This is a genomic window from Streptomyces violaceoruber (assembly GCF_033406955.1).
GTDB lineage: Bacteria > Actinomycetota > Actinomycetes > Streptomycetales > Streptomycetaceae > Streptomyces > Streptomyces violaceoruber.
This window is the reverse complement of sequence record NZ_CP137734.1, coordinates 3,571,340-3,595,500: the sequence shown is the minus strand read 5'-3', so window position 1 is coordinate 3,595,500 and position 24,161 is coordinate 3,571,340. Positions and strand designations below refer to the sequence as shown.

27 protein-coding genes are annotated in these 24,161 nt (G+C 69.7%); 16 read left to right on the top strand and 11 right to left on the bottom strand.

Going from position 1 to position 24,161, the window contains the following annotated elements:
* Window positions 1-335: 335 nt before the first annotated feature.
* The 7 genes from R2E43_RS15885 to R2E43_RS15855 all read right to left on the bottom strand — a co-directional run bounded on the left by R2E43_RS15885 (window position 336) and on the right by R2E43_RS15855 (window position 6,092).
* The gene (locus R2E43_RS15885) at window positions 336-917 is read right to left on the bottom strand and encodes a hypothetical protein (RefSeq protein ID WP_003974430.1); all 582 of its coding nucleotides are present in this window, start codon (window positions 915-917) and stop codon (window positions 336-338) included.
* Window positions 914-1,546 carry a hypothetical protein gene (locus R2E43_RS15880; RefSeq protein ID WP_234308137.1) on the bottom strand — a complete coding sequence of 211 codons (633 nt, stop codon included), beginning with the start codon at window positions 1,544-1,546 and terminating at the stop codon, window positions 914-916. The genes R2E43_RS15885 and R2E43_RS15880 overlap by 4 nt, the downstream gene beginning before the upstream one ends.
* Window positions 1,547-1,578: 32 nt before the next feature.
* Window positions 1,579-2,157 carry a hypothetical protein gene (locus tag R2E43_RS15875; RefSeq protein WP_003974428.1) on the bottom strand — a complete coding sequence of 193 codons (579 nt, stop codon included), beginning with the start codon at window positions 2,155-2,157 and terminating at the stop codon, window positions 1,579-1,581.
* Window positions 2,158-2,189: 32 nt separating this feature from the next.
* Window positions 2,190-3,395 (bottom strand): putative T7SS-secreted protein, encoded by a 1,206-nt coding sequence (locus R2E43_RS15870; protein WP_003974427.1) that lies wholly within the window; start codon window positions 3,393-3,395, stop codon window positions 2,190-2,192.
* Window positions 3,392-3,703, bottom strand: coding sequence for a hypothetical protein (locus tag R2E43_RS15865; RefSeq protein ID WP_016326977.1), 312 nt, complete (start codon window positions 3,701-3,703; stop codon window positions 3,392-3,394). The genes R2E43_RS15870 and R2E43_RS15865 overlap by 4 nt, the downstream gene beginning before the upstream one ends.
* 317 nt (window positions 3,704-4,020) lie before the next feature.
* Window positions 4,021-4,746 carry a hypothetical protein gene (locus tag R2E43_RS15860; RefSeq protein ID WP_332056294.1) on the bottom strand — a complete coding sequence of 242 codons (726 nt, stop codon included), beginning with the start codon at window positions 4,744-4,746 and terminating at the stop codon, window positions 4,021-4,023.
* Window positions 4,743-6,092 carry a putative T7SS-secreted protein gene (locus tag R2E43_RS15855; protein WP_003974424.1) on the bottom strand — a complete coding sequence of 450 codons (1,350 nt, stop codon included), beginning with the start codon at window positions 6,090-6,092 and terminating at the stop codon, window positions 4,743-4,745. Before R2E43_RS15855 ends, R2E43_RS15860 begins: the two co-directional genes overlap by 4 nt.
* Before the next feature lie 104 nt (window positions 6,093-6,196).
* On the opposite strand from R2E43_RS15855, the gene R2E43_RS15850 reads away from it, so the two are divergent.
* The gene (locus tag R2E43_RS15850; protein ID WP_003974423.1) at window positions 6,197-6,793 is read left to right on the top strand and encodes a hypothetical protein; all 597 of its coding nucleotides are present in this window, start codon (window positions 6,197-6,199) and stop codon (window positions 6,791-6,793) included.
* A gap of 4 nt (window positions 6,794-6,797) precedes the next feature.
* On the opposite strand, the gene R2E43_RS15845 is transcribed toward R2E43_RS15850, so the two are convergent.
* The 3 genes from R2E43_RS15845 to R2E43_RS15835 are packed head-to-tail and all read right to left on the bottom strand — an operon-like array spanning window position 6,798 to window position 8,879.
* Window positions 6,798-7,103, bottom strand: a complete 306-nt coding sequence (locus R2E43_RS15845; RefSeq protein ID WP_003974422.1) for a hypothetical protein — start codon at window positions 7,101-7,103, stop codon at window positions 6,798-6,800.
* A gap of 22 nt (window positions 7,104-7,125) precedes the next feature.
* Window positions 7,126-8,211: a hypothetical protein gene (locus R2E43_RS15840; RefSeq protein WP_319123426.1), complete on the bottom strand. Its 1,086-nt coding sequence runs from the start codon at window positions 8,209-8,211 to the stop codon at window positions 7,126-7,128.
* Window positions 8,208-8,879, bottom strand: coding sequence for a hypothetical protein (locus R2E43_RS15835; RefSeq protein ID WP_016326979.1), 672 nt, complete (start codon window positions 8,877-8,879; stop codon window positions 8,208-8,210). The genes R2E43_RS15840 and R2E43_RS15835 overlap by 4 nt, the downstream gene beginning before the upstream one ends.
* A 141-nt stretch (window positions 8,880-9,020) precedes the next feature.
* On the opposite strand from R2E43_RS15835, the gene R2E43_RS15830 reads away from it, so the two are divergent.
* Together R2E43_RS15830 and R2E43_RS15825 are read left to right on the top strand one after the other, a co-directional pair.
* On the top strand, window positions 9,021-9,653 hold the full coding sequence (locus R2E43_RS15830) for a hypothetical protein (protein ID WP_332056293.1): 633 nt from the start codon (window positions 9,021-9,023) through the stop codon (window positions 9,651-9,653).
* Window positions 9,640-9,891, top strand: a complete 252-nt coding sequence (locus R2E43_RS15825) for a hypothetical protein (protein ID WP_326650418.1) — start codon at window positions 9,640-9,642, stop codon at window positions 9,889-9,891. Before R2E43_RS15830 ends, R2E43_RS15825 begins: the two co-directional genes overlap by 14 nt.
* A gap of 178 nt (window positions 9,892-10,069) precedes the next feature.
* On the opposite strand, the gene R2E43_RS15820 is transcribed toward R2E43_RS15825, so the two are convergent.
* The gene (locus R2E43_RS15820) at window positions 10,070-12,433 is read right to left on the bottom strand and encodes a tetratricopeptide repeat protein (protein WP_319123424.1); all 2,364 of its coding nucleotides are present in this window, start codon (window positions 12,431-12,433) and stop codon (window positions 10,070-10,072) included.
* A gap of 1,208 nt (window positions 12,434-13,641) precedes the next feature.
* Here R2E43_RS15820 and R2E43_RS15815 point away from each other — a divergent pair.
* The 13 genes from R2E43_RS15815 to R2E43_RS15755 all read left to right on the top strand — a co-directional run bounded on the left by R2E43_RS15815 (window position 13,642) and on the right by R2E43_RS15755 (window position 24,159).
* The gene (locus tag R2E43_RS15815) at window positions 13,642-14,361 is read left to right on the top strand and encodes a hypothetical protein (RefSeq protein ID WP_030867402.1); all 720 of its coding nucleotides are present in this window, start codon (window positions 13,642-13,644) and stop codon (window positions 14,359-14,361) included.
* Window positions 14,362-14,379: 18 nt separating this feature from the next.
* Entirely contained in the window at window positions 14,380-15,261 is an 882-nt protein-coding gene (locus R2E43_RS15810) for a hypothetical protein (RefSeq protein ID WP_093456743.1), read from the top strand.
* The gene (locus tag R2E43_RS15805) at window positions 15,258-16,565 is read left to right on the top strand and encodes a CpaF family protein (RefSeq protein ID WP_011029708.1); all 1,308 of its coding nucleotides are present in this window, start codon (window positions 15,258-15,260) and stop codon (window positions 16,563-16,565) included. Before R2E43_RS15810 ends, R2E43_RS15805 begins: the two co-directional genes overlap by 4 nt.
* A gap of 7 nt (window positions 16,566-16,572) precedes the next feature.
* Window positions 16,573-17,616 carry a type II secretion system F family protein gene (locus R2E43_RS15800; RefSeq protein ID WP_016326982.1) on the top strand — a complete coding sequence of 348 codons (1,044 nt, stop codon included), beginning with the start codon at window positions 16,573-16,575 and terminating at the stop codon, window positions 17,614-17,616.
* A complete protein-coding gene (locus R2E43_RS15795; protein ID WP_003974413.1) occupies window positions 17,613-18,533 on the top strand; it encodes a type II secretion system F family protein in 921 nt (306 codons plus the stop codon). Before R2E43_RS15800 ends, R2E43_RS15795 begins: the two co-directional genes overlap by 4 nt.
* Before the next feature lie 89 nt (window positions 18,534-18,622).
* Window positions 18,623-18,883 (top strand): hypothetical protein, encoded by a 261-nt coding sequence (locus R2E43_RS15790; protein WP_016326983.1) that lies wholly within the window; start codon window positions 18,623-18,625, stop codon window positions 18,881-18,883.
* A 207-nt stretch (window positions 18,884-19,090) separates the two neighbouring features.
* Complete coding sequence (locus R2E43_RS15785; protein WP_202493508.1) at window positions 19,091-19,471, top strand: TadE family protein; 381 nt, start codon at window positions 19,091-19,093, stop codon at window positions 19,469-19,471.
* On the top strand, window positions 19,472-19,909 hold the full coding sequence (locus tag R2E43_RS15780) for a TadE/TadG family type IV pilus assembly protein (protein WP_003974410.1): 438 nt from the start codon (window positions 19,472-19,474) through the stop codon (window positions 19,907-19,909). It begins immediately after the preceding gene.
* Window positions 19,906-20,367: a TadE/TadG family type IV pilus assembly protein gene (locus tag R2E43_RS15775; protein WP_003974409.1), complete on the top strand. Its 462-nt coding sequence runs from the start codon at window positions 19,906-19,908 to the stop codon at window positions 20,365-20,367. Before R2E43_RS15780 ends, R2E43_RS15775 begins: the two co-directional genes overlap by 4 nt.
* A gap of 78 nt (window positions 20,368-20,445) precedes the next feature.
* Window positions 20,446-20,772 (top strand): hypothetical protein, encoded by a 327-nt coding sequence (locus R2E43_RS15770; protein WP_011029711.1) that lies wholly within the window; start codon window positions 20,446-20,448, stop codon window positions 20,770-20,772.
* The gene (locus tag R2E43_RS15765) at window positions 20,769-22,193 is read left to right on the top strand and encodes a putative T7SS-secreted protein (protein WP_106517086.1); all 1,425 of its coding nucleotides are present in this window, start codon (window positions 20,769-20,771) and stop codon (window positions 22,191-22,193) included. Before R2E43_RS15770 ends, R2E43_RS15765 begins: the two co-directional genes overlap by 4 nt.
* Window positions 22,190-23,518, top strand: coding sequence for a hypothetical protein (locus tag R2E43_RS15760; RefSeq protein WP_189284508.1), 1,329 nt, complete (start codon window positions 22,190-22,192; stop codon window positions 23,516-23,518). Before R2E43_RS15765 ends, R2E43_RS15760 begins: the two co-directional genes overlap by 4 nt.
* The gene (locus R2E43_RS15755) at window positions 23,515-24,159 is read left to right on the top strand and encodes a hypothetical protein (protein WP_011029714.1); all 645 of its coding nucleotides are present in this window, start codon (window positions 23,515-23,517) and stop codon (window positions 24,157-24,159) included. Before R2E43_RS15760 ends, R2E43_RS15755 begins: the two co-directional genes overlap by 4 nt.
* The last annotated feature ends 2 nt before the right edge of the window (window positions 24,160-24,161 follow it).

The following is a 24,161-nucleotide window of genomic DNA, read 5'->3' as shown; positions in this document are numbered from 1 at the left end:
CGGCCCACAGGACGGGGAGTCCTCGAGTTCGTCGGCGCGGTTCCCGGTGGTACGGGGGGCCGATGCGGTGCCGACTGCGGTGCCGGTGGGCAGGGCGGCCACTATGAGCGCTCCTACGGCCAGCCCTGAGATCCTCAAGGCGGCCCACACCGCCCCGACGCCGGTCGACCGGGCGCGGTGCACCGGTCCTGCGGGCCAACCGTCCAGCTCGCCCTGAATATCGTTGCGCTCCTCGTCCCGAAACCACCGCCTGCCCCTCACTCGCATGGCAGCGCCCGTGGCGAAGGTGACGGGGGCCCGGGCGAGGAGCGTCTCACCCGGGCCCGGCTTCCAGATCACCGCTGTTCCTGTGGTGCGGCGTTGTGGATCCAGCGCAAGGAGCCGGCCATGGCCTCGCACAGCTCGCCCAAGGGGCTTTCCACACCACTCAGCGGAACGGTGAACGAGAGCAGGATGTAGCCCGCCCCACCCGGCATCTCGACGTAGTAATCAAGTGCCGTCGTCGTGGAGACGCGTACACAGGATCCGGCCGGCAGGCTGGAGACGGAGACGGTCGCGCCGCCCTCTTCCCGGCCCCGCAAGGCCTGGGCGAATTCTTCCGGTGAGGCATGCAGCGCATCTCGCATGGGCAGCAGGGAGACCATCAGAGTCGCCGGGGCGCCCGTACCGGCGACGACATCCGTTCGCAGGTAGAGCTCCAGAGCTCCCTGGGACACACCGGTCTCCACCGCGTTACGCAAGGAGGCCCAGAGTTCGCGACCGGCATCGGTGGACATCTGCCTGCGTGTTGCCTGTTGGTCGACGAACTTCTTCAGCTGAGGTCGCCATCGGTCGACCATCAGGTCGATGCGGAACCAGTCGCGAGGAACGAGGAGCCGATAGTCGTCCGGTGGCCGGCTTCGGTGGGTCGTCGTCACGTGCCGAGCCCCACGGGCGTGCCCTTGTCGTCGAAGAAGCAGAGGGACTTGAGGATACCGGCGAACATGGCGGAGAAGACGTCCCACCCTTCCTGCGTCGGAGTCACCATTTCGAGCACGACGACAGTGCCGTTGGGCAGGGGGACGTGAGCTTGGATGAACGACGTCCAGAACGGTTCGTCATGCCCGGAAGGGGCGAGCGCCGCGTCGACGACGGACCGCCGGGCACCGATCAACGACACCGCGGGACCGCAAGGAAGGTCGATCTCCGTGACCTCGCCCTGACCGAGGTCACGCAGCGCCCCGGCCGTGGCAAGGATCGGGCGCAGTCGGGCCTCGTCCGCGAGCTCCGTCATGGAGACATGGACCGTGGCCGCGCAGCGTGTGCCGTCGACTTCTGTGATGACGAATCCGGCGTACTGGATCCCGCCCTCGACGAAGGCGTCGTAGTTGCCCGCGCAGAGAGCGGCCCACTGGTACTGCATGTTCTCGGGCGCGTCCGGCATCACCCGCTGGGCCAGAGAGATCAGCTCATCAGCGAGTTCGTCGATGGATTCCACATCCATGGGCAACTCGAAGAAGCCCTCGGGCATGATCCAGCGAACGTGGACCGCCTCGCCCTCGGACACCGAGGCAAGTCCGTTCTCCGAGGTGGCCGTAGTCATCGCGGGGTCGCTCCGTCGGGAAGTTCCAGTTCCGCCGCGTCGGCGTGGAAGGTGGCGGCGAAGGGGTAGGCGCCGTAGTGCGGGTAGAAGCCGGGCAACTCGGCGCCGTGCTCCGCGGCGACGTGCGCGATCTTCCGGTAGGCGGCCGCTCGGGCACGCATTTTCTGCCGCGGTCGGTTTCCCCAGTGCCGGGTGAGTGAGATGACGTAGAGCAGGACCATGAGGGCAAGGACCGCACCGCACGCCGCGTAGTACATGGCCTGGGACTTCGATGATTCCCAGTACTGGACGTAGCCGCCCCAGTAGACGAACGCGGCTGCGATGATCAGCGCGGAAGGAATACCCAGCTTCATTCCTGCGCTGTGCAGCTTCACGTCGTCCAGGTGGCGAAGGCGCAAAAGCTTGAGGACGGCTGCGTCATCAAGAAAGTCGTAGTGCAGGCGTCTTCCCTCGGAGATTGCCAGGTCCCGCGCTTCCGGCACGCGGAACAGTACTTCGCCGGGCACCATCTTCCTGACGATGTTGCCGCGGGCCTTGTACTCGTCTGGTCCGAGTTCCTGGTCTTCTGCCGGCATCGAAGTCGTTCTCCTTGTGTGGGGGATGGGGGCTATCGGGCCAGGGCAGTGTGGAAGGGTGCGGGCGACGGCGTGGGAGCCGGCTGGGGAGAGGGGCTGGGCGTGACCTTCGGCGGGACTCCGGGGTCTCCCGGGTCGCCGGTCGCCTTGCCGTCGTGACCAGTGAAGATCTTCACCATGGCGCTGGCGAACCCGCCTGTTTTGATGGCGGCGGTGAGCTTCTCACCCGCGATGACCGGCTTCCCGGCCTTCACGAGGATCTTGTTCACCGTGTTGACGGCGATACCGTTGAAGAACTTGAAGCCGACACCTTCCAACGCGGCGCCGCCACTGAATCGTAGGCCGCGCAGCTTGGACAGTCCCTTGAGAGCCTTGAATCCCTTCAGTGCTCCCAGCCCCGGCATAACGCCCAAGGCGTCGAAGAACAGTCGTGAGGCGCTGAACTTGCCCCCGCGCGCCGTCATGTCGTAGATGTGGCCTGCCAATGCCAGGGCGCTTGTGACGACCGACAGGCCCGCAAAGATCGGAGCCAGTATCTGGAGTGGAGGCACAAAGGCGCAGATAACTGCCAGTACGGACAGGATCGCTGAGACGTTGGACAGTCTGTCGGCCCAGTCGGCGAGGAAGTTCATGATCCCGCCGGGATCGCGCACGCCGTCGTGATGCACGATGTTCTTGATGTGCTTGGCAGCTGCCTTCGCCGCGTCGTCACGTATGATCTTGGCTCGGCCGATTTCGCTGTGGCACTCGCGGATGACACCCATAGCGGCGTCACGTTTCTTCTCGAGACGAGTGCGGTCCGTCACGTCGTCGCGTGACGGAACGGTCCCTTCGTACTGCTTGAGGTCGCCGATGGCGGTTTTGTGATCCGTCTCCGCCTCGCGGTACTTCTGCAGAGCCTTGTCCGCGACCTTTTGAGCCCGGTGCAACTCGCTGGCGTACTCTTTTGATTCCTCGCCGTCGACAACCTTCGTGCCCAACGCCTTGGCCGCTTCGTCATAGCGATCGAACGCTCGCTTGAGGCGACCCGACGCGCCGTCCGCTATCTCGTGAAAGGCGCGCCCGGCATCGCTGTCCCATCCGTCGACGGACGACAGGGCTCTGATGTTTCGAGACTGTTTGTCGATCTCGTCCGCCATCTTGCGGAGCTTCTTGCCGAGTCCGGCAACCTCGTAGGGGTCTCCGGGTATGGGGTCGCCGTCGTGGAGGGGTTCCCAATCGCGTGGCCGCGAACTCACTTCTTCCCCTTCGACTTCTTGCGGGCATCCCGGAGGGCCTCGGCAAGCTTGTGATCGACATCGTCGTACGTGTCCGCCGCGGTCTTGGTGAACTTCGCCAGGTTCTCGATGTCCTTCATGAGTTTCTTTCGAGTCTTCTTCCAGGTGTCTGAAAACTCTCCAAAAACGTCACGCAGGTCCTTGCTGCCCAGCTCGTCGCTGTATTCCTCGGCGGGGTTCCCGTGCTCTTTGAACTCGCGATGTATTCGGAACAGTGAGTCGGAGCAATCTCGTATGATGTCGAGATCTGCTCGTGTTCTGTCGCTCATGACGCTTGTCCCCCTGATCGCCGTGGAGTCCTGCGCAGGCCAGTGCATGCCACTGGTCTGGATCCGTGATCCTCGTCGCCACCGGCCGTGAGTGGCGGTCCTGCCGCCTCGAGCAGGATGGCAACGGGTATGGGGTGGCGCTTCACAGTGGACTCCCCGTGGGACAGAAGTGCGATCAAGGCTACTGACGGTATAGGCGAGGGTCGTGGTTCGCCAGAGTCAATTGCGCCGGACGGCGGGGCAATTCGCGGAAGATGCGACTGTGTGGTCGTGGGCGCACCCGACCGTGGCGAAGCGCGGGTCGGCGCCGCGGCGTTTCAGGTCGGCTCGCCGAATCCGAGCGTGCGGGCGATGTGGGCCAGGCGTGCGCTGTAGGAGTCCAGCAGGAAGACCGACGGAGTGGAGATGGTGACGTACACGCAGTACCCGTGCGGCGCCGGGACGATCAGCTGCAGGGCTGCCATCGGAAGGGGCGGTACGGCGATCCCGGCCTCGATCGGGGGCAGCCGCAGCGTGCGCAGGGACGTCGACATGACACCCGGGCCGCACGGGAGCTTCGTGGCCAGCACCATGTCCTGCGGCCCTTGCAGACCCTCTCCCAGCGGGAAGCTGATCTCTTCCAGGCGGTCCTCGGCGACGTGGGAGAAGAACTTCTTGGCGGTCGCCCGGTAGATGCCCTCGGCGGTGAAGAGCCGACGGGCGGGGCTGTGCTCGCTCGGGCGAACGGTGACCGCGAGCAGGCCCATGGACAGGCGCTCGCCGCCGTCCACTTCCTCCGTGCCGACGCACATCGCGGTGAGGAGCACGTTATCCCTGGCGCTCAGCAGTGGCAGCTGGCGGCGCAGGCCCTCGCTGGCGGCGTCCCGTGCCTCCGCGTCCGCCCCCGGCAGCAGTTCCGCCATGGCCTCGCGCCAGCCGTCGGACTCCGCGGGTTCCGGGAGCCGGACGAACTCGTCCGGAACGTCGTGGTGGAAGGCGTAGTGGAACGGAGCGGTCGCGCCGCGCTCGATGTCATCGGTCGGGCCGTGGGACACCGCGCTCATGCGGCCGTACCCATCTGCGAGGGGTCGAGGTGCTTGGTGAAGGTGTTGCCAGACGAGCTGAGGGCGGTCTGCGTGTCGAAGGTGGGGGACGCCGGCCCGGGCGCCATGACCTCGCCGCCGTCGGTGGCACCGAAGTAGTCCATGAACGGCCCCACGACCGGTATGTCACCGATCTTGAATTCGCCGTCCGTCCACCGCCCCTGGTCCCACGTGCCGTTGTGCATGTTGGAGCCGATCGCCAGCGCGGCACCGGTCCACGTCGCCGCCTTGTCGACGGCGGTGCCGGCAGCGACGAACGACCAGCCCTTGCCCGCCATGCCCAGCCCCCGTGCGGAGTTGGCGACACCGCTGGGAAGTCCGCGCAGGCCGTTGAGGAGGTTGCCGAACCGGACATTGCCGAGTGCCTTCATGAAGCCGGAGGACAGCCGCAGCTCCCGGCCGGCGTTGACCAGGGCGCGGCCGGACTGGGCGAGCCGGGCGCCGGCCAGGCTGAGGCCGCCGGCGAACACACCGACGGCGTCCCACGCGATGGTCTCCCAGGTGACGTCGGCCCCGCCGGCCTTGGCGGCCAGGTGGAAGGCGAGCGCCAGCCCCGCGATGATGAACGCGGCCACACCGAGACCGGAGAAGAAGATCGCGAGAACGCCGACGACCATCGCGATGTCCGCCAGCACGTCGCCGATCAGCTTCCAGAAGTTCGGGTCCGTGATGGTGTCCCAGGCGTCCGAGAGCAGGTCTCCCACCGCGTCCAGCGCTTCCTCGAACCAGCCGGGCTCGGGCGGCGCGTCGTCCGCGGCACCTTTGACCAGACGCGTGACGTCTGCCGCTGCCTGTCCGTGCTCGCTCTGGAGCGAGTGCGCCCGGCTGCGGATCGCGGTCAGTTCGCCGGTGGCGGTCTCCAGGGACTTCTTCTTCTCCTTGGCGTCCTTCTCGTGCTTCTTCTCGTCCGCGTCCGACAGCCCCTCGGCGGACGAGGGCAGCGAATTCACCGCTGACTGTGCGGAGTTGACCTTCCTAGTGGCTTCCGCCGCCTCTTCCTCCAGCTTTCGCGCCCTGGTCTGGAATCCGTCCAGTTGCGTTTCCCAGCCGCTGAGCGCCCGGTGCGCGGTGTCCAGCGACCCCAGCGCCTTCTTCAGGTACGGAGGAACGGGTGAGTAGGTGTCCTGGAACGACGTGGCGGCCTTGCCCGCCCAAATTCCGTCCACCGTTCCCATCTTGCTCAGCTCCGTCTGGGCCGTGTCGCTGCCACTGGTGACACGGCCCACCGCCTTCACCAGGTCCCGGACGGCCTCAAGATCGCCGGGAGCTGGATCGAACCCCAGATTCGGGTATTTTTCGGAACTCATCGGACTTCTCCCCGTGCTTTTGTGCTGGCTGAGCCGGTAAGTTACCAGCGGCGCCCGTATGTCACGATGGGGCCGTCCCCGTACGAGCCGAGGAGGAGACGGTCATGGACGAACGGCATCTCCTGAACGAGCTGATGAAGGCTGTCGCGGAGGAGGCCCGCGAGTTCACGGTCAGACCGCATTTCCCTGGCCTGAAGAAATTCGCGGCATTCGCGTACGTCGCCGAGAGCTTCGGATATCGCTATGTCGGGCACGCCCCCGGAAACGCCGCTCTGAACAATCCCTTTTTCCTGTTCGTCCGCATGCCTGACGCTCGGACGCGGGCCACTGCTCTCCAGGCCGCTCACCAGCAGGCTCCCGGCCGGACCCCGCTGCCGGGCATGCGCCCGGCACTCGGCCTCACGCCGGTCCCGGAGGCGCGGCCCCGGGTGGAACTGCTCTACTCGCAGATGGTCGTCGACGCGAGCGGCCGGTACAACCCGCGCGTCCTGAGCAACATCCTCATTCTGCCGGTCGTCATGGCGATCTTCCTCATCTTTCCCGGGTACACGGTGAGGAACGTCCTCGTCGCGGTGGGAATTTGGGTCGTCTTCTTCGCCTTCTACCTCGTCGGTCTCGGCGTGACGCGACGGCGGAGGCGTACACATCTCAACCGCCTGTCCGCGGCGGGCGTGGAGTGGCCGCCGCGCGTCGAGGCGTGAGCGGTCATTTCTTGGGCTTCGTCGCGGACTTCTTCAGCTCGTCGTAGAGCGTCTGATCCATCTTGAGGAACTCCTCGGACGCCTTGTCGGCGAACTTGGAGACGCCCTTCGTCAGTTTGGACAACTGCCCGAATCCGTAGTCCCAGGAATCGGCGAAGTCATCGCAGGCGGACTGGAGTTCGGAATGTCCGACCTGGCTGGAGTCGGCCCGCTTCATTTCCTGCGACGCCTCCTTCATGCGGCCGCCGCTGTTCTCCAGTGCTTTCGCCATCTCCTTGACGTCGTCGGAGAAGAACTTCAGGAACGACATGGCTGCCTGCTCTGTGGGGTTGTCATCGGTTGATCGACTGGATTTCCTGCACCGTGACGGCCTGTCCGTTCTCGAAGGTGCCGTCGGGGAGGTCGCCGCCCGCGCCACCGGTGCCGGTCCAGGCGATCTCCCAGGTGATGGTGGCCTGGAGGTCGAAGGTGCCGTCTCCGGAGGAGCGGAGGTACTTGACGCCGCAGGGCGGGGTCCGGTCTGCGTTGCCCCTGGCATAGGGCTCGCCGATGGAGCCGTCGTCGTTGATCGTGCACTCGCCGGAGGCCGGGTAGGTCACGGCGTCCGGAGTGCCCGGCTCCAGCTTGAGGGACACGGGTTTGGCGGTGGTCGTCGCCGTGAGGGCGAAGCCCGGGGCGGCGATGGCGGCCGTGGCCTGGACCTCGTGGAAGTCGGCCTTGTCGAGCCAGGCCCAGGTCGGCAGGTTCACCTTCGTGGTCTGGGCGGGGGCGAGAGTGACCTCGGTGCCGGGAAGCTCCATGTGCTGGTACGCGAGGGCGGCGAGTATCTCCGGGGTGATGGCCTCCTCGTACTGGGGCGGCGGGGCCTCGCCGTTGTCGACCCAGAACGGGAGGTCGGTGCAGGAGTTCCGCTTGAGGAAGTCGGGCTCGTTGGGATTCTCGACGCCGGCCCAGAACATGCCCTCGCCGTCCTTGGCGACGTTGTAGTCCTTGTAACCGGGGGTGTCCGTCCAGCCGTACTCGTCCTCGTAGTGCGCCTTCGTCTGGCCGATCGCCGCAGCGGGGGTCCCGGTCATGCCGGGCGCGCTCGCGGCCTCCTCTATCTCGGCGGACATCGTCTTCTTGAAGTCCTTGGCGCCGAGGTAGGGGGCGTACCAGCAGGGCGGGGGAGTCCAGTCGACGTCGGCGGACGTCACGTTTCCCTTGCCGCCGTTCGGGGCGACGGATCCGGAGTACTGGATGCGGACGGCGGCGTAGATGCCGGAATCCTTGCGGCCGCCCTCCTCTTTGGTGCCGGCGCCCTGGTCGTTCGCCGTCGGTTCCGCGGCGTGGACCGGCGCACCGAGTACGACAGTGCCGAAGGCCAGTATCAGTGCTGCCGTGCCGGCGCCCAGTGCCGTACGCGCTACCCCCTTCACTGGCACTGCTTCGCCTTCGTCTCGACGAACACCTTGGAGGCCTGCCAGAGGTGTTCGGCCGTGGGGTACTTGACCATGATGATTTCGAAGTGGTCGAAGTCGGCGATGCTCGGTTCGCTCTTGAGGACCTTCCCGGTCTTGACCTCCTTCCCGTAGAACTTGCTGGAGTCCACGCAGAAGGCGACCTCCACCGAGTTGCCGTTGGAGGCGGATCGAGTGGAGACGTCGTAGTGACGGCGGGTGCCGGTCGAAGTCCATCCGCCGTCGATGCGGCTGTTGATCTGCGTCTCGGCGTAGTGCAGCCCGTCGCCGGTGGCGTATGCGGCCACGGCGGCGTCCTTGGCCGTGCGCTTGTCGACGCCCCGATAGATCGCGCGGATGTAGTTCGCCGCATCCTCCATCGCGGCCGCTTCGTTCTCGTCCTTCGGCTTGTCCCAGTCGAAGACCAGGTTCATGTCCTTGGGGAGAGACACGTCGACGCCGTCCGGATTGTCCTCCGCCGGTGCCATCGATGGCTTCACGGACTCCTTCGGAGTCGCCGTCCCCTGGTCGGCTCCCGCGATCTTGTCGTTGTCGCTGGACTTGTCGTCCCCGCCCCCGCAGGCCGTCAGCAGCAAGGCGGCTGAGGCGGCGAGCGCGGCAGCAACGGGCAAAGAGCGGCGCTTCACAGTGGACTCCCCGTGAGACAGAAGTGAGGTCAAGGCTACTGACGGTATCTGCGTGCTTCCCGGTTTCGCCAGAGTGAACTGCCTCGGGAATCGCTACGGTGCTCTGGACACGCGAGGGGCTGGCGAGGGACGAGGAGTCACGTGGCTGATGTCATATCCCAGGACAGGGCGGCAAGGTCCGACCTGGTGCGGTGGCTGGCGTTCAGTCTGCTCTGTGCCGGGGGTTCGCTCGGACTGGCCTGGCTGGGGCCCGTCGTGCCGCTTCCGACCGTGGTGCGTGGGGTGGGCGGCCTGTTCGCCATTCTGATCCTTCCGCTGGCGTCGCTCCTGGTCCCGGTGCTCCTGCTGCGCCGCGTGCCGCGCAGGAAGCGGAAAGTGGCGTGGCAGTTGATCGTGCCGCTGATCGCCGGTGTGGCCCTGGGCATTTTCGGCGCGGGCGCCGGGGGCACGGCCGCCCTGGCGGATCGGGGTGTGTCCGCCGACGCCGTGGTCGTCAGCGCGGACTACAGCAGCACCAACCACTGCGAACTGCGCACCGTCGACGGACAGGACATCTCGCCCTCGCTCTCGGAGAGCGAGGGGTGCCGGGACTCGACGTCGAAGGGCGACGAGCTGCGGGTGCGGTACGACCCCGAAGGCGTCGCGAGTCCCGACGACGGACGTGCCGGCTCCAACGGCGTGCTCCTGGCGACGCTCTTCGGGGCGGCCGTCGTGATGGGCACGTGGGGTGGCGTGCGGCAGAGCAGGTGGGATCGGGCGTATGACGGAGCGTGAGCGGCTGAGGGACGCGGCGACGGATCGCGACCGTCGGTTCCGGGTGCCGGACGGTGTCGGACTCGTGCTGTTCGTCGCGGTCGGAGCGGCGGTGCTCGTCGGCGTGTTCGGAGGGTCGAGGTGGGCCGCTCGCGAGAGCGCGCCCGTGCTGTACGACCTGTACGACCGGCAGTTCCTGCCTTGCAACCCGCAAGCCGGCGTCCCGGCAGACGATGGGTCGTCCTCGTGCTCGGACTGACGTCAGGCGAGGAGGTCACCGACGCGCAGCTGCGGAACCTCCGCGGCGAGCGGGGCCGGCACCACTACGCGGACTGGATCGAGGTCGACCGACTTGCCAAGACCAAGGCCAAGGCCTGTCCAGCACGCCGGAAAGGCGAACGCGCGACCGAGTCGTGCCCCGGACGCTCACCGTGTGTTTATCGTCGGGTTCTGACACGGCCCCGCCGGCCAATCCCCCGGGATGCCGCCGCCGACCGGTCTCGGGCCGCGCGCTCCGTCTGGCAGAGAGCGAGCCCCTGCTCGGTGGCCCGAGTGTCGGGGTGGTCGGGGCCCAGCACCCGCCGCCGCTGGGCGAGCACCTGTTCGTAGCGGTCCGCCGCACCGGCGTGGTCACCCGCGTCGCTGAGCGCCCTGGCGAGCTGATGACCGCTGAGCAGCGTGTAGGGGTGGTCGGGGCCCATGACGCGCGTACGGTCGGCCAGTACTTGTCCGTGCAGTTCCAGCGCGCGGGCGTGTTCGCCGCACCGGCTTAGCGACTCGGCGACATGGCTCCGGCTGGCGAGGGTGTCCCGGTGGTCCGGGCCCAGGAGTCGGAGCCGGTCGGCGAGGACCTCCCGGTGCAGGCTGACGGCCAGCAGGTGGTCGCCCCGGCCGTCGATGGAGTTGGCGAGATTCTGTCTGCTGACCAGGGTGTGCCGGTGGTCGGGGCCCAGAACCGTGAGCCGGTCGGCCAGGGTGTGCTCGTGCAGCGCCTGGGCTTCCTCGTAGTCACCAAGCAGCTCGCAGACGAAACCCACGTTGTTCCGGCTCACCAGGGTGTCGGGGTGGCGGGGGCCGAGCACGCGCTCGCGGGCGGCCAGCACCGTTCGGTGGGCGGCGAGTGCCTGGGTATGGTGCCCGAGACTCAGCACGCTGTTGGCGACGTGGTTGCGCGACAGAAGCGTGTCGGGGTGGTCTGGCCCCAGCTCGTGCTCGCGCCGGGCGAGCACGGCCTGGCGGACCACGCGTTGCAGAGCGTAGTCGCCCGAGTCGCCGAGCACGTCCCCGAGCCGGTCGACGACCGCTGCCGCCTCCGTGAGTGGGACGGTCCGCGGCGCGGACAGCAGCAGCGGCGCGTGCTGGGCCAGCAGCCGAGCCGTGGGCCAGCCGGGCAGCCCTTCAGGTAATCCGGTCACCGCCGTGGCGAGGGCATCCGCCCGGGCGCGGACACAGCGGTCGAGGTCCGCGCCGGAGTCCGACCGCAGGGCCAGGGCGCTCATCTCGCGGACCAGAGGATGGAGCAGGACGGAGCCCGGCACCTCGGATTCGGTGCCGAGCAGCCCGAAGCGCTCCAGCGCGGCGAGGGCGCGGTCGACCTCCCCGGCGCTCACTGAACGGCCCACCGCCGTGGTCATCAGCCGGGGCGTGACGAGTACGGGCGGTATGGCGGCGGGCCCGTAGAGGGCCAGCTGCCGCAGCAGGGGGCGGGCCAGTGGCAGGCCCTCGCTGTCGAGCTGGTCAAGGGACAGTTCCCAGGTGTGGCGCAAGAACGTGCGGGCCACGGCCGGATCGCGCGCCTCCGACGGGTCCGTGCCGACGAGCAGCTCCGCCTCCCGGTCCAGTGCCTCCCGGTAGGCGGCGAAGTCACGGTGACGGCTCGTCGCGGCCCCCACGTAGCGACTGGCGGCCTGGAGCGCGAGGGGCAGGCCGCCAAGCCGGCCGGCGAGCGCCATCGCCTCCTCGTGACTGCCCGCGCCGGGTGCGGAGTCCAGCAGGACCCGGCCACCAGAGGCGGTGTCGAGGGGGTCGAGCCGCAGGATGTCGGCAGCGGGCCCCCAGGTCTGCGCGCTGGTGTCGCGGCTGGTCACCAACAGCAGTCCGCGGCCGTCCGGTCGGACCCAGCCTCGGTAGTGGGCGACCGGCTCGGACGCGTCGCCCAGGCGTTCGGTCTCGTCGGCGTTGTCGAGGACCACGAGCCATTTTCGGCGCCCTGCCAGGTACCGCCACACGGCATCCGGGAGGCTGTCGTGCCCGGACCGGGCGGCCCGGACACTCTCTTCGGGCATCCCGCAGGCCAGCGCGACTCTGACCATGTCGTCGGCGGTCGTGCCGGGGTCGCGCCACCGGGTCCAGAAGACCGACCAGCCCTCGGCTTCGGCCCGCGCGGCCACGGCGGCTGCCAGCGTGGTCTTGCCGACGCCGCCCACCCCGCAGACGACCGCAAACTTCTCCGCCGGGTCGCGCAGCAAGGCGGTGAGCCGCTCCAGTTCCGCCTCCCGGCCGCGCAGGCGCCGTTCGATACGGGGCGGGCGCAGCGAGGTGGTCGTCGCGCCGGTGACCGGTTCGGTGGGCCCGGGGGCGAGCGGAGGCGGGGCGTCCGCGGTGGTGCCACCGCTCGAAGGAAAGAATGTGCCGAGCACTCCGCCCAGGACACACAGCAGGACGAACAACGACCAGGCGACCCAGGGCTGCCCGGCCGCCCCGTCGGTGAGCGACGAACCGAGGTGCTCGGTCAGCGGCGCGAGCACCCCGCCCAGCAGAGCACCGGCTCCGGCACCTGCCGCTCCACGCCCCCGTCTCATGCCTCATCCCCCCGGTGGACGGCGGCTTCCCGGCGCCCCGGTGTGCCGCGCCGGCCGAGCCTCGACGGGCCCGTCGGGGGCACGATAGACGCGTGGGCGGCGTCGGCCAATAGCGCGTCAGTCCGCTCCCCGCACCGGCGGGCGCCGTACCCGTCTCCACGGCTCCCGACGCCCACCGGACCCTGGCTTCCGGAGCCTGCGGAGCGAGGTCGTCCGGGGCAGCACGAGCAGCTTTCGTGGAGGCGTGGGCAGCATGGCTGCCACCTGCACGTACTCAGTTGCGGGACGACTCTTTGTGCCCTGTTGGCCGTGGCAGGTCCGGGCACGATCGGCGCGGATGCCTCCGGTGGGCTTGCACGAGCCGTTCACTGTGAGCAGGGCCGCGCCGGGTGCGGCCCAGCTTCTTCAGCGCCGAGCTACTTCAGCGCCGAGCTACTTCAGCCTGGGCGGGGACGGGGAGCCGTGCTTCGCGAGAAGGGCTTCCACGTAGGGGCAGGCCAGGTGTGGGCCGAGTACGCGCGTCAGGGAGCGCAGGAGAGGCCTTCAGCCGCCATCGGCCAATTGGTGCGGCTGCGGGGAGAGGTCCGGTACTTGTACGCCCGTTGCCGGCGCCGCATCGAGGGCAATGGCGTTGTTCAGGATCTCGCGCAACTCGTCCTTTCTCGAAGTCTGGAACCGGCCCGCTCACCGGAAGTAGGTCCATCGGTGACGCGATCCCATACTCTCTGCGTATCCGCCCCGTTACTGATCCGAGCGAAGATCACGGCACGGCCGGTCGGCTACCTCGTGAGTGAATCGTGCAGGGCTCATGGGCGCACCGTGACGAACCGCACCCGGATGCTGTCGGGCTCTGGCCGTTCCTTATTCGCGCGAGCACAGTGAGAGTGGCTGCTTTCTGCGCCTTGCTCAAAGGGGCTCCACCGATGCGAAGTTGCAGATGAGTAACGGTGGACAGGGTCTGTGGGCACAGGAGGGCATGCCTTGAGGGGCTTATGTGCGGCTGATACGGTGCGGTGGCTTGACACTCGCCTTACTGCTGGCTATTTGCCCAGGTCGGGCGGGTGCGTACGGGGATGCCCCGGGACGTCATCGGTCGGGCGGTCACGGGTGAAGTGTCCGAAACTGCAGACGATTCTGTGTACTTGGGCGCTCGACGCCCGAGTGAGTACGTGGCAGGCAATTTTCTTGGTTGTACGGGGAGCGGTTGCGTGAAGATCCAGGAGCGTACGGGGGCGGGCGCGGGACGTTCCGCGGCGCCGGCTCAGCCGTCGGTCGGAGACCGGCTTCCCAGCCCTCCTCGCGAGCGCAAACCGGCGCTGGCCGCGCTGGCGGTGCTGCTGATCCTGCTGGGCGCGCTCGGCGCGACGATGCTGGTGCTGCAGGTCGGTGACCGGGTCGAGGCGATCCAGGTGACGGCCGACATCAAGCCCGGTGAGTCCATCACCGACGACAACATCAAGGTCGTCATGGTGAACGACGACTCCGGCGCCGACTTCGTGCCCTGGGAGCAGCGTGCGGGCCTGATGAAGCTCCAGGCCAAGTCCACGATCTACGGCGGCACCGTCGTCGTGGGCCAGATGTTCGCCAAGAAGACCGGCATGGAGCAGGGCCAGGCCACGGTCGGCGTCGCCCTCAAGGAGGGTCAGTACCCGAAGGGCCTGGAAGCGGGCGACAACGTCGCCGTCTACCGCGTCGGCAACAAGTCCACCGGCGGCGGGGACCAGGAAGGCTCCTCCGGGTCGGCCGGTGCCGACAGCTCGCTGCTGGTCGAACGCGCGGTGGTCGAGGACGCCTCCGCCGCCTCGGGCGACAGCATCACCAGCACCAACCTGCCCGTCACGCTGACCGTCGACGCCGCCGACGCCGCGGCGCTGGCGCAGGCCGCGTCCGCGGGCGAGGTCGCCGTCGTTCTGATTCCCGGCAACTAGAAGGCGACCGAAGAAGCCATGGCCCTCATCGCCCTCGCCGCCGACAAGGGTTCCCCCGGCGTCACCACCGCGGCCGTCGCCCTGGCGGCGGTCTGGCCGCGCCGTGTCCTGCTCGCCGAGACCGACCCGGCGGGCGGCGACCTGGTGTACCGGTCGGCCGCCGCGCACGGCGGTCCGCTGAACCCGAACACCGGCATGCTGTCGATCGCCGCGACCGCCCGCCGGGGCCTGGTGCCCGACCAGCTCTGGGACCACGTACAGCCGCTCAGCGGCGGCCTCGACGTCCTCGTCGGCCTCGGCATCTCCGAGCAGGCCGCCGGGCTCGCGGGCCTGTGGCCCACCCTCGGCCGGGCCTTCGCCTCCCTCGCCGACTCCCCGAACGCCCCCGCCGACGTCATCGCCGACTGCGGCCGGATCAGCGGGGACTCCCCGGCGACCGAGCTGTTCCCGCACGCCTCCCTCGTCCTCCTCCTCTCCCGTACCGAGCCGGAGGCCATCGCCCGGGTCCGGGACCGTGCCACCGCGCTGTCCCACAAGCTGCACGGCGGATCGCGGGGCGCCGCCGGCCTCGGCCTGCCGTTGGTTGGCGTCGTCCTCGTCGCCGACACGAACAACGCGGCCAAGCTCTCCGGCCAGGTCAACGACATGCTGGTGCACGCCCAGACCGGCGCCCGCGTGGTCGGCACGATCGCCGACGACCCGGCCGGTGCCGACCAGTTGGCCGGACGCAGGCGCGGGCGGCTGGAGAAGTCGCTGCTCATCCGCTCGGCCCGCAAGGTCACCTCGGACCTGTACCAGCAGTTCGGCGCCGCCTGGTCCATGCCCGCCGGCACCGGTGCCGCAGGTCCGGCCGGTCCCGCCGGTCCCGGCATGCCCGGCCACGCGGGGGCCGGCCGATGACCGCTGTCGACCACTCGTTGGTCAAGCGGTTCCGGCAGGACGCCGGCGACCGCATCTCCGAGCAGCGCCGCCAGGACCAGGTCAGCGGCGTCACGCCGATGTCCACCGAGGACGAACGGCACTACGCGCGCGCCGTCATCGCGCAGATACTGGAGGAGTACGCCCGCGCCGAGATCAACGGCGGGCGTACGCCGCTGGACGCGGAGACGGAGGAGGCGTACGCGGCCGCCGTGCACGCCGCGCTCTTCGGCGTCGGCCGGCTCCAGCCGCTCCTCGACGACCCCGAGGTCGAGAACATCGACATCAACGGCTGCGACCACGTCTTCGTCGGCTACTCCGACGGGCGCGAGACGCGCGGCGAGGCCGTCGCCGAGACCGACGAGGAACTCATCGAGCTGATCCAGATCCTCGGCGCCTACTCCGGCCTGTCCTCCCGCCCCTTCGACTCCGCCAACCCGCAGCTGGACCTGAGGCTGCCGGACGGTTCGCGTCTGTCGGCGGTCATGGACGTCGCCCGGCGCCCGGCGCTCTCCATCCGCCGCGCCCGCATGGGCAAGGTCTTCATCTCCGACCTGGTCGGCAACGGCACCCTCACCCCCGAGCTGGGCCACTTCCTGGCCTGCGCGGTCCGGGCCCGCAAGAACATCATGATCGCGGGCGCCACCAACGCCGGAAAGACGACGCTGCTGCGCGCCCTCGCCAACGAGATCCCACCGCACGAGCGGCTGATCACGGTGGAACGCGCGCTGGAGCTGGGCCTGGACACCTTCCCCGAACTCCACCCCAACGTCGTGGCGTTCGAGGAGCGGCTGCCCAACTCCGAGGGGCAGGGCGCCATCACCATGGCGGAACTGGTCCGCCGTTCCCTGCGTATGAACCCCTCCCGCGTCATCGTCGGCGAGGTGCTCGGCGACGAGATCGTCACCATGCTGAACGCGATGTCGCAGGGCAACGACGGCTCGCTCTCCACGATCCACGCCAACAGCTCGCACGAGGTCTTCAACCGCATCTCCACGTACGCCCTCCAGGCGACCGAGCGGCTGCCGATCGAGGCCAGCCAGATGCTGGTGGCCGGCGCCGTCAACTTCGTCGTCTTCGTCCAGCGGCGCAACGACTTCCAGAGCGGCGGCCGTCTCCAGCGCATGGTCACCTCGGTCCGCGAGGTCAACGGCGTCGACGGCCGGGTGCTGTCCAGCGAGGTGTTCGCCGAGACGCCCGACGGCCAGGTCGTCCCGCACGCCCCCATCGCCTGCCTGGAGGAACTCATCGCCTACGGCTACCGGCCCAACGGAACGTGGGGGTGAGGGGGACATGGAGATGACGACCACCACGACACTCGCGGCACTGGACTCGCTCGGTTCCATGGGCGGACTGTTCTCGACCACCATCCTGTACGCCCTCGGCTGCGGCGTCGCCGTCGGCGGCGGCCTGGCCCTCTTCCTCGTCGCCGTACGCGGACTGCCCGCCAAGCCCGAGCACGAGAAGCGGCAGGCCAGCGAGCGCGTCAACGAGCTGATCCGGTGGGCGGGCCGACGCGGTTCCGCCGCGGCCCTGGCCGGACTCGTCGTCCTGCTCCTGACCCGCTGGGCGGTGCTCGGCATCGCGGCCGGCGTCCTGGTCTTCTTCTGGGACCGCCTCTTCGGCGGCGCCGGCGAGGAACGCGCCGCCATGAAGCGGGTCGAGGCCCTCGCCTCGTGGACGGAGTCGCTGCGGGACACCATCGCGGGCGCCGTCGGCCTGGAGCAGGCCATCCCGGCCTCCGCCCGAGCCGCCGCTCCCGTACTCCGCCCCCACCTGGACGCCCTGGTCGACCGGCTGCGTTCGCGCACCCCGCTGCCCGACGCGCTCCAGCACCTCGCCGACGAGATCGACGACGCGTCCGCCGACATCATCGTCGCGGCCCTCATCCTCAACGCACGGCTGCGCGGCCCGGGTCTGCGGCAGGTCCTCGGCGCGCTCGCCAAGTCGGCGCGCGAGGAGGTCGACATGCGCCAGCGCGTGATGGCGCAGCGCGCGTCGACCCGCCGGTCGGTGCAGATCGTGGTCGCGGTCTCGGTCCTCTTCGTCCTCGGCCTGTCCATCTTCAACCGGGACTTCGTCGAGCCGTACGGCTCGCCCGTCGGCCAGCTGGTCCTGGTCTGCGTGTGCGGCCTGTTCGCGCTGGGCTTCTGGTGGCTGCGCAAGCTGTCGACCATCGAGACTCCGGAGCGCTTCCTGGTCCGGGACGGCGCCGACGTCCAGTTCGTGCGCCCCCGCACGCCGGGCCAGCCGGGTCACCCCGGCCAGCCCGTACAGCGCCTGCCGCAACCGTCCCAGCCGTCGCCGGCGTCTGGGGACGAGGGGGTACGACGATGAACCTGACCATGCCGGTCCTGGTCGGCGCCGTCACCGGCCTGGGCATCTACGCCCTGGTCCGTGCTCTGATGCCGAGCAGACGCAGCCCGATCCAGCAGGTCGCCCGCATCGACGCGATGCGGGCGCGCGGAGCGGCGTACGAGTCGTCCCGCGCGGCGAAGGACACCAGCCGTCTCGGTTCGCTGCGGGCCCAGGTCGGCGCCCGGGTCGCCGAGCTGTACCTCCAGCAGGGCTGGGAGCAGCGCTCGCTGCGCGCGGACCTGGCGGTGCTGGACCGCAGCTGGGAGAAGTTCCTGGCGACGAAGGCGCTGCTGGCGGTGGGCGGCCTGTTCTTCGGCCCGTTCCTGTTCGCGATCGTCTGGCAGCTCGGCTTCGGGGACAGTCCGATCATCCCGGTCTGGCTGGCCCTGCTCTGCGCGGCACTCTTCTTCTTCCTCCCCGACCTGGAGGTGCGCAGGGACGCCGCCGACAAGCGCCGTGACCTGCGGCGCGTGATCGGGGCGTACCTGGACCTGGTCTCCATGAGCCTGGCCGGCGGCCGCGGTCTGCCGGAGGCGCTGATGGCGGCGGCGGAGGTGTCGGACGGCTGGGCCACCCATCGCATCCGCAACGCGCTGGCGGACGCGCGCATCACGGGCATCAGCCAGTGGCAGGCGCTGGGGCAGCTCGGCGAGGACCTGGGCGTCGAGGAACTCAAGGACCTCTCCGCCTCCCTTGCCCTGGTGGCGGACGACGGCGCCAAGGTCCGCGAGTCCCTCGCCTCACGCGCCGAGACCATGCGCCACCGCGAACTCTCCGAGATCGAGGGCAGCGCGGGCGAGAAGTCCCAGTCGATGCTCGTGGCCCAGCTCCTGCTGTGCGCCGGGTTCCTGGTGTTCCTGATCTATCCGGCGGCGATGCGGGTGTTCCAGGTGTGACGCAGTGTCCGGCGTACCCGCCGCAGCCCCGACTGAGCAGCTCCGAGCCGCTTCGCTCCCAGAACCGACACGAGAGGACAGAACCCACCATGAACGGACGGAACCTCCGCACCGGCACCACGGGCATCGTGCCCGTCGACTTCCTGATCACCTTCCTGCGGGCCCGCGTGGAGCGCGCCCGCTCCGGCGAGCTGGACCGCGGGGCCTCCGCGGTCGAGTGGGTCATCATCTCCGCGGTCGTCGTCGCGATCGTCGGCGTGGTGGCCGCCATCATCAACGCCGCGCTCAGCGACGGCGCCAACAAGGTCGGCGACTGCATCAAGGGCGCGGACGCGGGCAAGACCTGCTGACCGGCCGTACACGGCCGCTGTACGGCCGTGCGGCTCTGGAGCTATGGGCGCTGTGACGGGGACGACGTGACGGGACAGACGGGGACGAGGACGCCGGGCGCTGTGCGCGGCGTGCTCAAGGGCGCACTCGGGGGCGTGCACAGACGGGTGCGCCACAGGGTGGACGCCGCCCGGGAGGCCGCGACCACCCGCGGAGACGACTCCGGCATGACCGCGATCGAGTTCGTGCTCCTCACTCCGGTCCTGTTCTTCATGATCTTCGCGACGGTGCAGTTCGGTCTGTACTTCTTCGCGGACCACGTGGCGCAGGCCGCGGCCCAGGCGGGCGCGCGCAAGGCCCGCGCGACGGCGGACGCCCAGCCCGGCGCGTGGCGGGGCGAGGCCCGGGACGTGGTCGACAGCTACATCCGCCAACTCGGCCCGCAACTGGTCCTGTCCCCCGACGTGAAGATGGTCCAGCCGGAGCAGAACACGGTCGGAGTGGAGATCACGGCCCGTATCCCCACCGTCTTCCCGGGCCTGGACCTGACGGTGCACGCCCAGTCGATGGGCCCGGTCGAGCGCTTCGTGCAGGAGGGGGGCAACTAGATGAACCCCTCCCGCCCCAGCGGCGGCCGGCCGCTGCGCAACGAGGGCGACGACCGGGGGCTGTCCACCATCGAGGTGGTCATCCTGGCCCCCGTGATGATCCTCTTCATCCTCGTCCTGGTGGCCTTCGGCCAGCTCGTCGACGGCCGCGGCGCACTCGACGGCGCCGCCAGGGACGCGGCCCGCGCGGGCTCGATCCAGAAGGACCACGGTACGGCGATGGCGGAGGCGAAGAAGGCCGCCGAGGCCAACCTCGCGGACGTGTGCTCCGGCCCGGTCTCGGTCGTCCAGAAGAGCGCGGGCTTCGAACCGGACACCCTCTTCACGGTCGAGGTGAGCTGCGAGGTGCGCGGCCTGGACGCGATCGGCCTGAACATCCCCACGACCCTGTCGGCGACCTTCAGCTCCCCGCTGGACCCGTACCGGAGGACGGCGTGAGAACCCAGGTACGCGGCTGGCTCGCGGACCGGCGCACCCGGCTGGACGACCGCGGCTCGGGCGCCGGCGCGGTCATCATCTTCGCCCTGGTCTTCCTGTCCCTGTCGGCCTTCGTCATCGACGGCGGCATGTCCATCTCGAAGCGCGAACGCGCCGCGGACATCGCCGAACAGGCGGCCCGCTACGCCGCCCAGGACATCGACCGCGAGGCCCTCTACGACGACGTGGGCGGCCCCGCCCCCATCAACTACGAGAACTGCAACGCCCGGGTCAAGGCCTTCGCCGCCGAGATGGACATGACCGGCGCGGACATCGCCGCGACCCACTGCGTCACGGCGGACGCGGCCCAGGTGCAGGTCGAGGTCCAGCTCACCTACTCCCCGGTCTTCACCGGCATGTTCTACGGCGGCGACGTGGTGGTCCACGGCGAGGCGGTGGCGGAGAACGAGGTGGGGTGAGTCCCACAGCCGGGCCGGGCGAACGCGAGCAAGGCAGCAGGGCAAGGCAGTAGGAAGGGCCAGGAGGAGAACGAGGTCATGGGGGACCAAGAAGCGGACATAGACCGGATCCGGGAGAGCGCCCGCGCACTGAAGCGCATCCGCGGCACCTTCGCCGAGCGGGCCAATCCGGCCGAGGGATACGGTGTCGGCGAGATCGGGTCGCAGAAGATCCTCGACGCCTTCGACAAGTTCGGCAGCAACTGGAAGATCCACCGCCGGCAGCTGACCGACGAGTTGGAGAAGCTGCACGGGATCACCAAGGCCGCGGCCGACTCGTACGACAAGATCGACCACGAACTCGCCGAAGCGCTCAGACGCGCGAACGAGAAGGGCAAGTCCGGGAAGAAGGGCGGCGACAGGTGACGCGTCCCGCGAACCACCGCTGGGCGGTGCTCGACGAGAGCTCCGACCCGGTGCCCGGCGACCCGGAAGAGGTGGCGAAGCTCGGTCGGCAGTTGCGCAAGACCGCGGAGGCCATCGAGAAGGAGGCCCGCGAGATCAAGGAGCTGGCCTCCGTCGAGAACTGGAAGGGCAAGGCCGCCACCGAGTTCCGGTCGGCCGCCGAGGGCGCCGGTGACAAGCTCCGCAAGGCGTTCAAGCGGTACGACGAGGCGGCCGACGCGCTCGGAACCCGGGTCGTGGACGGCGTGTGCAGCACCGAGTTCGCCTCGGAGCTGCACCGGGCCCAGCAGATGGCCGACAAGGCGCTGCGCGACGCGGAAGCCGCCGACGCAGACATCGGCGCCGCCCAGAAGTCGTTGGACGGGCAGCCCGACGAGACCCCCGAGGACGACCCGGACACCAAGAAGTACAAGGAACAGAAGGAGAACGCGTCGTCGGCGCTGACCTCGGCCAGGGAAGCGCTCCACACCGCCAAGGAAGTCAGGGACGCCGCCGCGCGCCGGGCCGCCGACGCCATCCACGACGTCATCGAGAACGACGGTCTCAAGGACGGCTGGAAGGACAAGTTCAAGAACTGGGTGCACGAGAACGCGGGCTGGCTCACCCAGATCTCCAAGTGGGCGGGGCGTATCGCCCTGTGGGCGGGTGTCGCGGCACTCGCCCTGGGCTGGATCCCCGTCGTCGGCCAGGCCATCGCGGCCGTCGCCAACGCGGTCGCCCTGTTGGCCAGCGTCGTCGCCCTCGCCACCGACCTGGTGCTGGCCCTGGGCGGCGAGGGCAGCTGGAAGTCGGTGATCCTGGACGCCGTCGGCGTGGCCACCTTCGGCCTCGGCCGGGCGGCGATGGCAGGAGCCAAGGGGGTGGCCGCGGGCGGCAAGGCACTGGCCCGCAGCAACCTCTACAAGAGCGCGGTCGCGTCCGGCATGAAGACCAACAAGGCCTGGAACCTCGCCAACCGGGGTGCCCAGGGCGCGATCCGGGGCAAGGACGCGGCGAAGGCCATGGCCAACATGCCCAAGGGGAAACTGCCCACCTGGAGCAACATCAAGGAGGGCTTCAGCCCCGTCTCCATGTACCGGGACACTGTCGGAGGAGTGAAGTCGATCAGCAACGCGTTCTCCAAGCAGGGCTGGCGGGAGGGCCTCGGCGGGATGGCGGCGCCCCGTTCGGCGGGCACCCTCGACCCGGACCTGGCGAGGGCCGCCGCCGACCTCGACGGCATCGCGCCGGCCGCGACGCAGATGCCCGCGGTCAGCAATGCGCTGGGCAACTTCTCCGGCCAGACCAACGCCTGGGCGGGGGCCACGGCCACCGGTGTGGCCGCCGGCGCCGAGGGGGCCTACGGGGCGGTCACGTCCTTGTACGACGGGGCGACGGGATGACCGCGGTCCCCGAGCCCGCCCTCAGGCCGGCCGCCTCGCGCGGCCCCGGCCTCGAACGCTGTCATTCCGCACGGCTCTACTGCGAAGACGGCGCCCTGGTCCTGCGCAGCCGCCGCCGCACCGCCCGCCACCCGGTGGGCGGCGACGGCATCGCGCGGGCCGTGTTCGTCGACGCCCCCGGCGAGGACCGGGAGCGCGTGGGCCCGACTCTGCCCGGGTCCTGGGGCGAACTCCAGCTCCAGGACCGCGACGGGGCGCTCATCGGCCGTTTCGACCTCGAGGACTGGCTGCCGGAGTCGCCCGTCCTTCCCAAACGCTCCGTCCGGGGCGAACAGCTCCTCAGCCGCACGGGGGTGTCCCATCTCCTCAAGGCAGCGCGCATCCCCCTGCACGTGGTGCGGGACAGGGAGGACCCGATGGTGGCCTCGGGCGGCGGAGGAGCCGTGCTGGGGCCGGGCAGCGTCTTTCCGTACTGGTACTGGGGTGTCCGAGCCGTCGCCGGGGGCGCGTGGTTCGCGGCGTTCACGGCAGTCCTCTTCTCCGGGACGACGGCGCCCTGGCTCATCCTCCTGCTGGTGGCCGCCGCAGCCGTCGCACCGGTGGCGAGGCTGCTGCTGCGCGCCTGGACCCGGGTGCGCCTGCGCCGGTACGCCCCCGCCGTGCGTGAGCGTGTCGGCCCCGCTCCCGCGCCGGGCCTCGGCGCCACGGTGCGGTTCTGCCGGGACACCGAGCTGCGGGTGCAGGACCGCGACCTGGTCCTGCGGGATCTGGGCGGACAGGAGTACTGGTTCCCGCTGACCGGCGCGCACGCGGTGACGTCACTGGTCCGGGTCCGCGACCGCGCGGGCTCCGAACTCGGAGTGGAACTCCGGGGACCGGCGGAGCAGGTGCGGGCCGTCCTGCCCTGGGACCTCTGGTTCGGGGGTGAGACGGGCGCCGACGGCTGGGCCCGGCTGCGGAGGGCCGCGGGACTGACGGTGTCCGAACGCCGCCTGACCGGGAAGGCGATCTGGCCGAAGGGGCCGGTGCTGGGCCTGCGCATGCTCCCCGGATCGGGCACGGAGGCCCGCCGCAGGTCGCACTTCCCCGGAACCATCGCCGGGGTGTCCTCCACCGCGATCATGGCCATCGGCTCCGTCTTCTCCGTCATCCAGGGCCTACGGATCACCAACGAGCACCCGGGCACCGCACTCACCGCCGTACTCCTGGGAGCGGTCGGCCTCGCCCTCCAGGGCGCCCCTTACGCGGTTCACCAACTGCGCAGCCGCCTCCGCCTCGACCGGCCGGTCCCGGAACGGACGACACCGAGGAAAGGCGCCCCATGACGCGCACCGAAAGCGCCACGCCCCCTGCCGACTACCGTCTGCTGCTGCCCGAGGGCTGGTTCCGGATCCTGCTCGACCCCGACCAGCGGGACGACTCCATCGACGCACTGGTGGAACGCCAGTTCCGCGGCATCGACAACGCGCCGCACCTCAAGGAGGAGCTGCGCGGCGACCTGCGGCGCCGGGCCGCCAAGGCGTACCGCGGCGGCGGGATCGAGCTGTACCTGAGCCTCCAGGCGGCCGGCCCCCTCACCATCCCCGCCTCGCTCCTCGTCACCCTGGCGCCCCTGCGCCACGCGGAACCGCTCCCGCCGGAGGACCTGGCACGCGTCCTCGCCGAGGACGCGGAGGCGACGGAGGCCGGGAGCGGGAACGCAGGCACGCCGGTGCCCGAGATCGCCGTCGAGGAACTGACCGCGGGCACGGCCGTACGGGTCCGCAGACTCACCCGGCAGCCGGGCGAGAACGGCCCGGACGCCCCCCATGCAGCCCATGCCTCCGTCTCGGTCGAATACCACCTCCCCGTCCCCGGCACGACGGCGTACCTGCTGCTCACCTTCTCCACACCCCTGGAGCCGATCGCCGACGCGATGGCCGGCCTCTTCGACGCGATCGCCGGCTCGCTGACCTGGACGGAGTGACC

What these genes read in the sequence shown, in the direction of transcription:
- R2E43_RS15875 (WP_003974428.1), bottom strand. Translation starts at nt 2,157, where the DNA reads ATGCCGGCAGAAGACCAGGAACTCGGACCAGACGAGTACAAGGCCCGC.
- R2E43_RS15865 (WP_016326977.1), bottom strand. Translation starts at nt 3,703, where the DNA reads ATGAGCGACAGAACACGAGCAGATCTCGACATCATACGAGATTGCTCC.
- R2E43_RS15860 (WP_332056294.1), bottom strand. Translation starts at nt 4,746, where the DNA reads ATGAGCGCGGTGTCCCACGGCCCGACCGATGACATCGAGCGCGGCGCG.
- R2E43_RS15855 (WP_003974424.1), bottom strand. Translation starts at nt 6,092, where the DNA reads ATGAGTTCCGAAAAATACCCGAATCTGGGGTTCGATCCAGCTCCCGGC.
- R2E43_RS15850 (WP_003974423.1), top strand. Translation starts at nt 6,197, where the DNA reads ATGGACGAACGGCATCTCCTGAACGAGCTGATGAAGGCTGTCGCGGAG.
- R2E43_RS15845 (WP_003974422.1), bottom strand. Translation starts at nt 7,103, where the DNA reads ATGTCGTTCCTGAAGTTCTTCTCCGACGACGTCAAGGAGATGGCGAAA.
- R2E43_RS15825 (WP_326650418.1), top strand. Translation starts at nt 9,640, where the DNA reads ATGACGGAGCGTGAGCGGCTGAGGGACGCGGCGACGGATCGCGACCGT.
- R2E43_RS15820 (WP_319123424.1), bottom strand. Translation starts at nt 12,433, where the DNA reads ATGAGACGGGGGCGTGGAGCGGCAGGTGCCGGAGCCGGTGCTCTGCTG.
- R2E43_RS15810 (WP_093456743.1), top strand. Translation starts at nt 14,380, where the DNA reads ATGGCCCTCATCGCCCTCGCCGCCGACAAGGGTTCCCCCGGCGTCACC.
- R2E43_RS15805 (WP_011029708.1), top strand. Translation starts at nt 15,258, where the DNA reads ATGACCGCTGTCGACCACTCGTTGGTCAAGCGGTTCCGGCAGGACGCC.
- R2E43_RS15800 (WP_016326982.1), top strand. Translation starts at nt 16,573, where the DNA reads ATGGAGATGACGACCACCACGACACTCGCGGCACTGGACTCGCTCGGT.
- R2E43_RS15795 (WP_003974413.1), top strand. Translation starts at nt 17,613, where the DNA reads ATGAACCTGACCATGCCGGTCCTGGTCGGCGCCGTCACCGGCCTGGGC.
- R2E43_RS15790 (WP_016326983.1), top strand. Translation starts at nt 18,623, where the DNA reads ATGAACGGACGGAACCTCCGCACCGGCACCACGGGCATCGTGCCCGTC.
- R2E43_RS15785 (WP_202493508.1), top strand. Translation starts at nt 19,091, where the DNA reads ATGACCGCGATCGAGTTCGTGCTCCTCACTCCGGTCCTGTTCTTCATG.
- R2E43_RS15780 (WP_003974410.1), top strand. Translation starts at nt 19,472, where the DNA reads ATGAACCCCTCCCGCCCCAGCGGCGGCCGGCCGCTGCGCAACGAGGGC.
- R2E43_RS15770 (WP_011029711.1), top strand. Translation starts at nt 20,446, where the DNA reads ATGGGGGACCAAGAAGCGGACATAGACCGGATCCGGGAGAGCGCCCGC.
- R2E43_RS15760 (WP_189284508.1), top strand. Translation starts at nt 22,190, where the DNA reads ATGACCGCGGTCCCCGAGCCCGCCCTCAGGCCGGCCGCCTCGCGCGGC.
- R2E43_RS15755 (WP_011029714.1), top strand. Translation starts at nt 23,515, where the DNA reads ATGACGCGCACCGAAAGCGCCACGCCCCCTGCCGACTACCGTCTGCTG.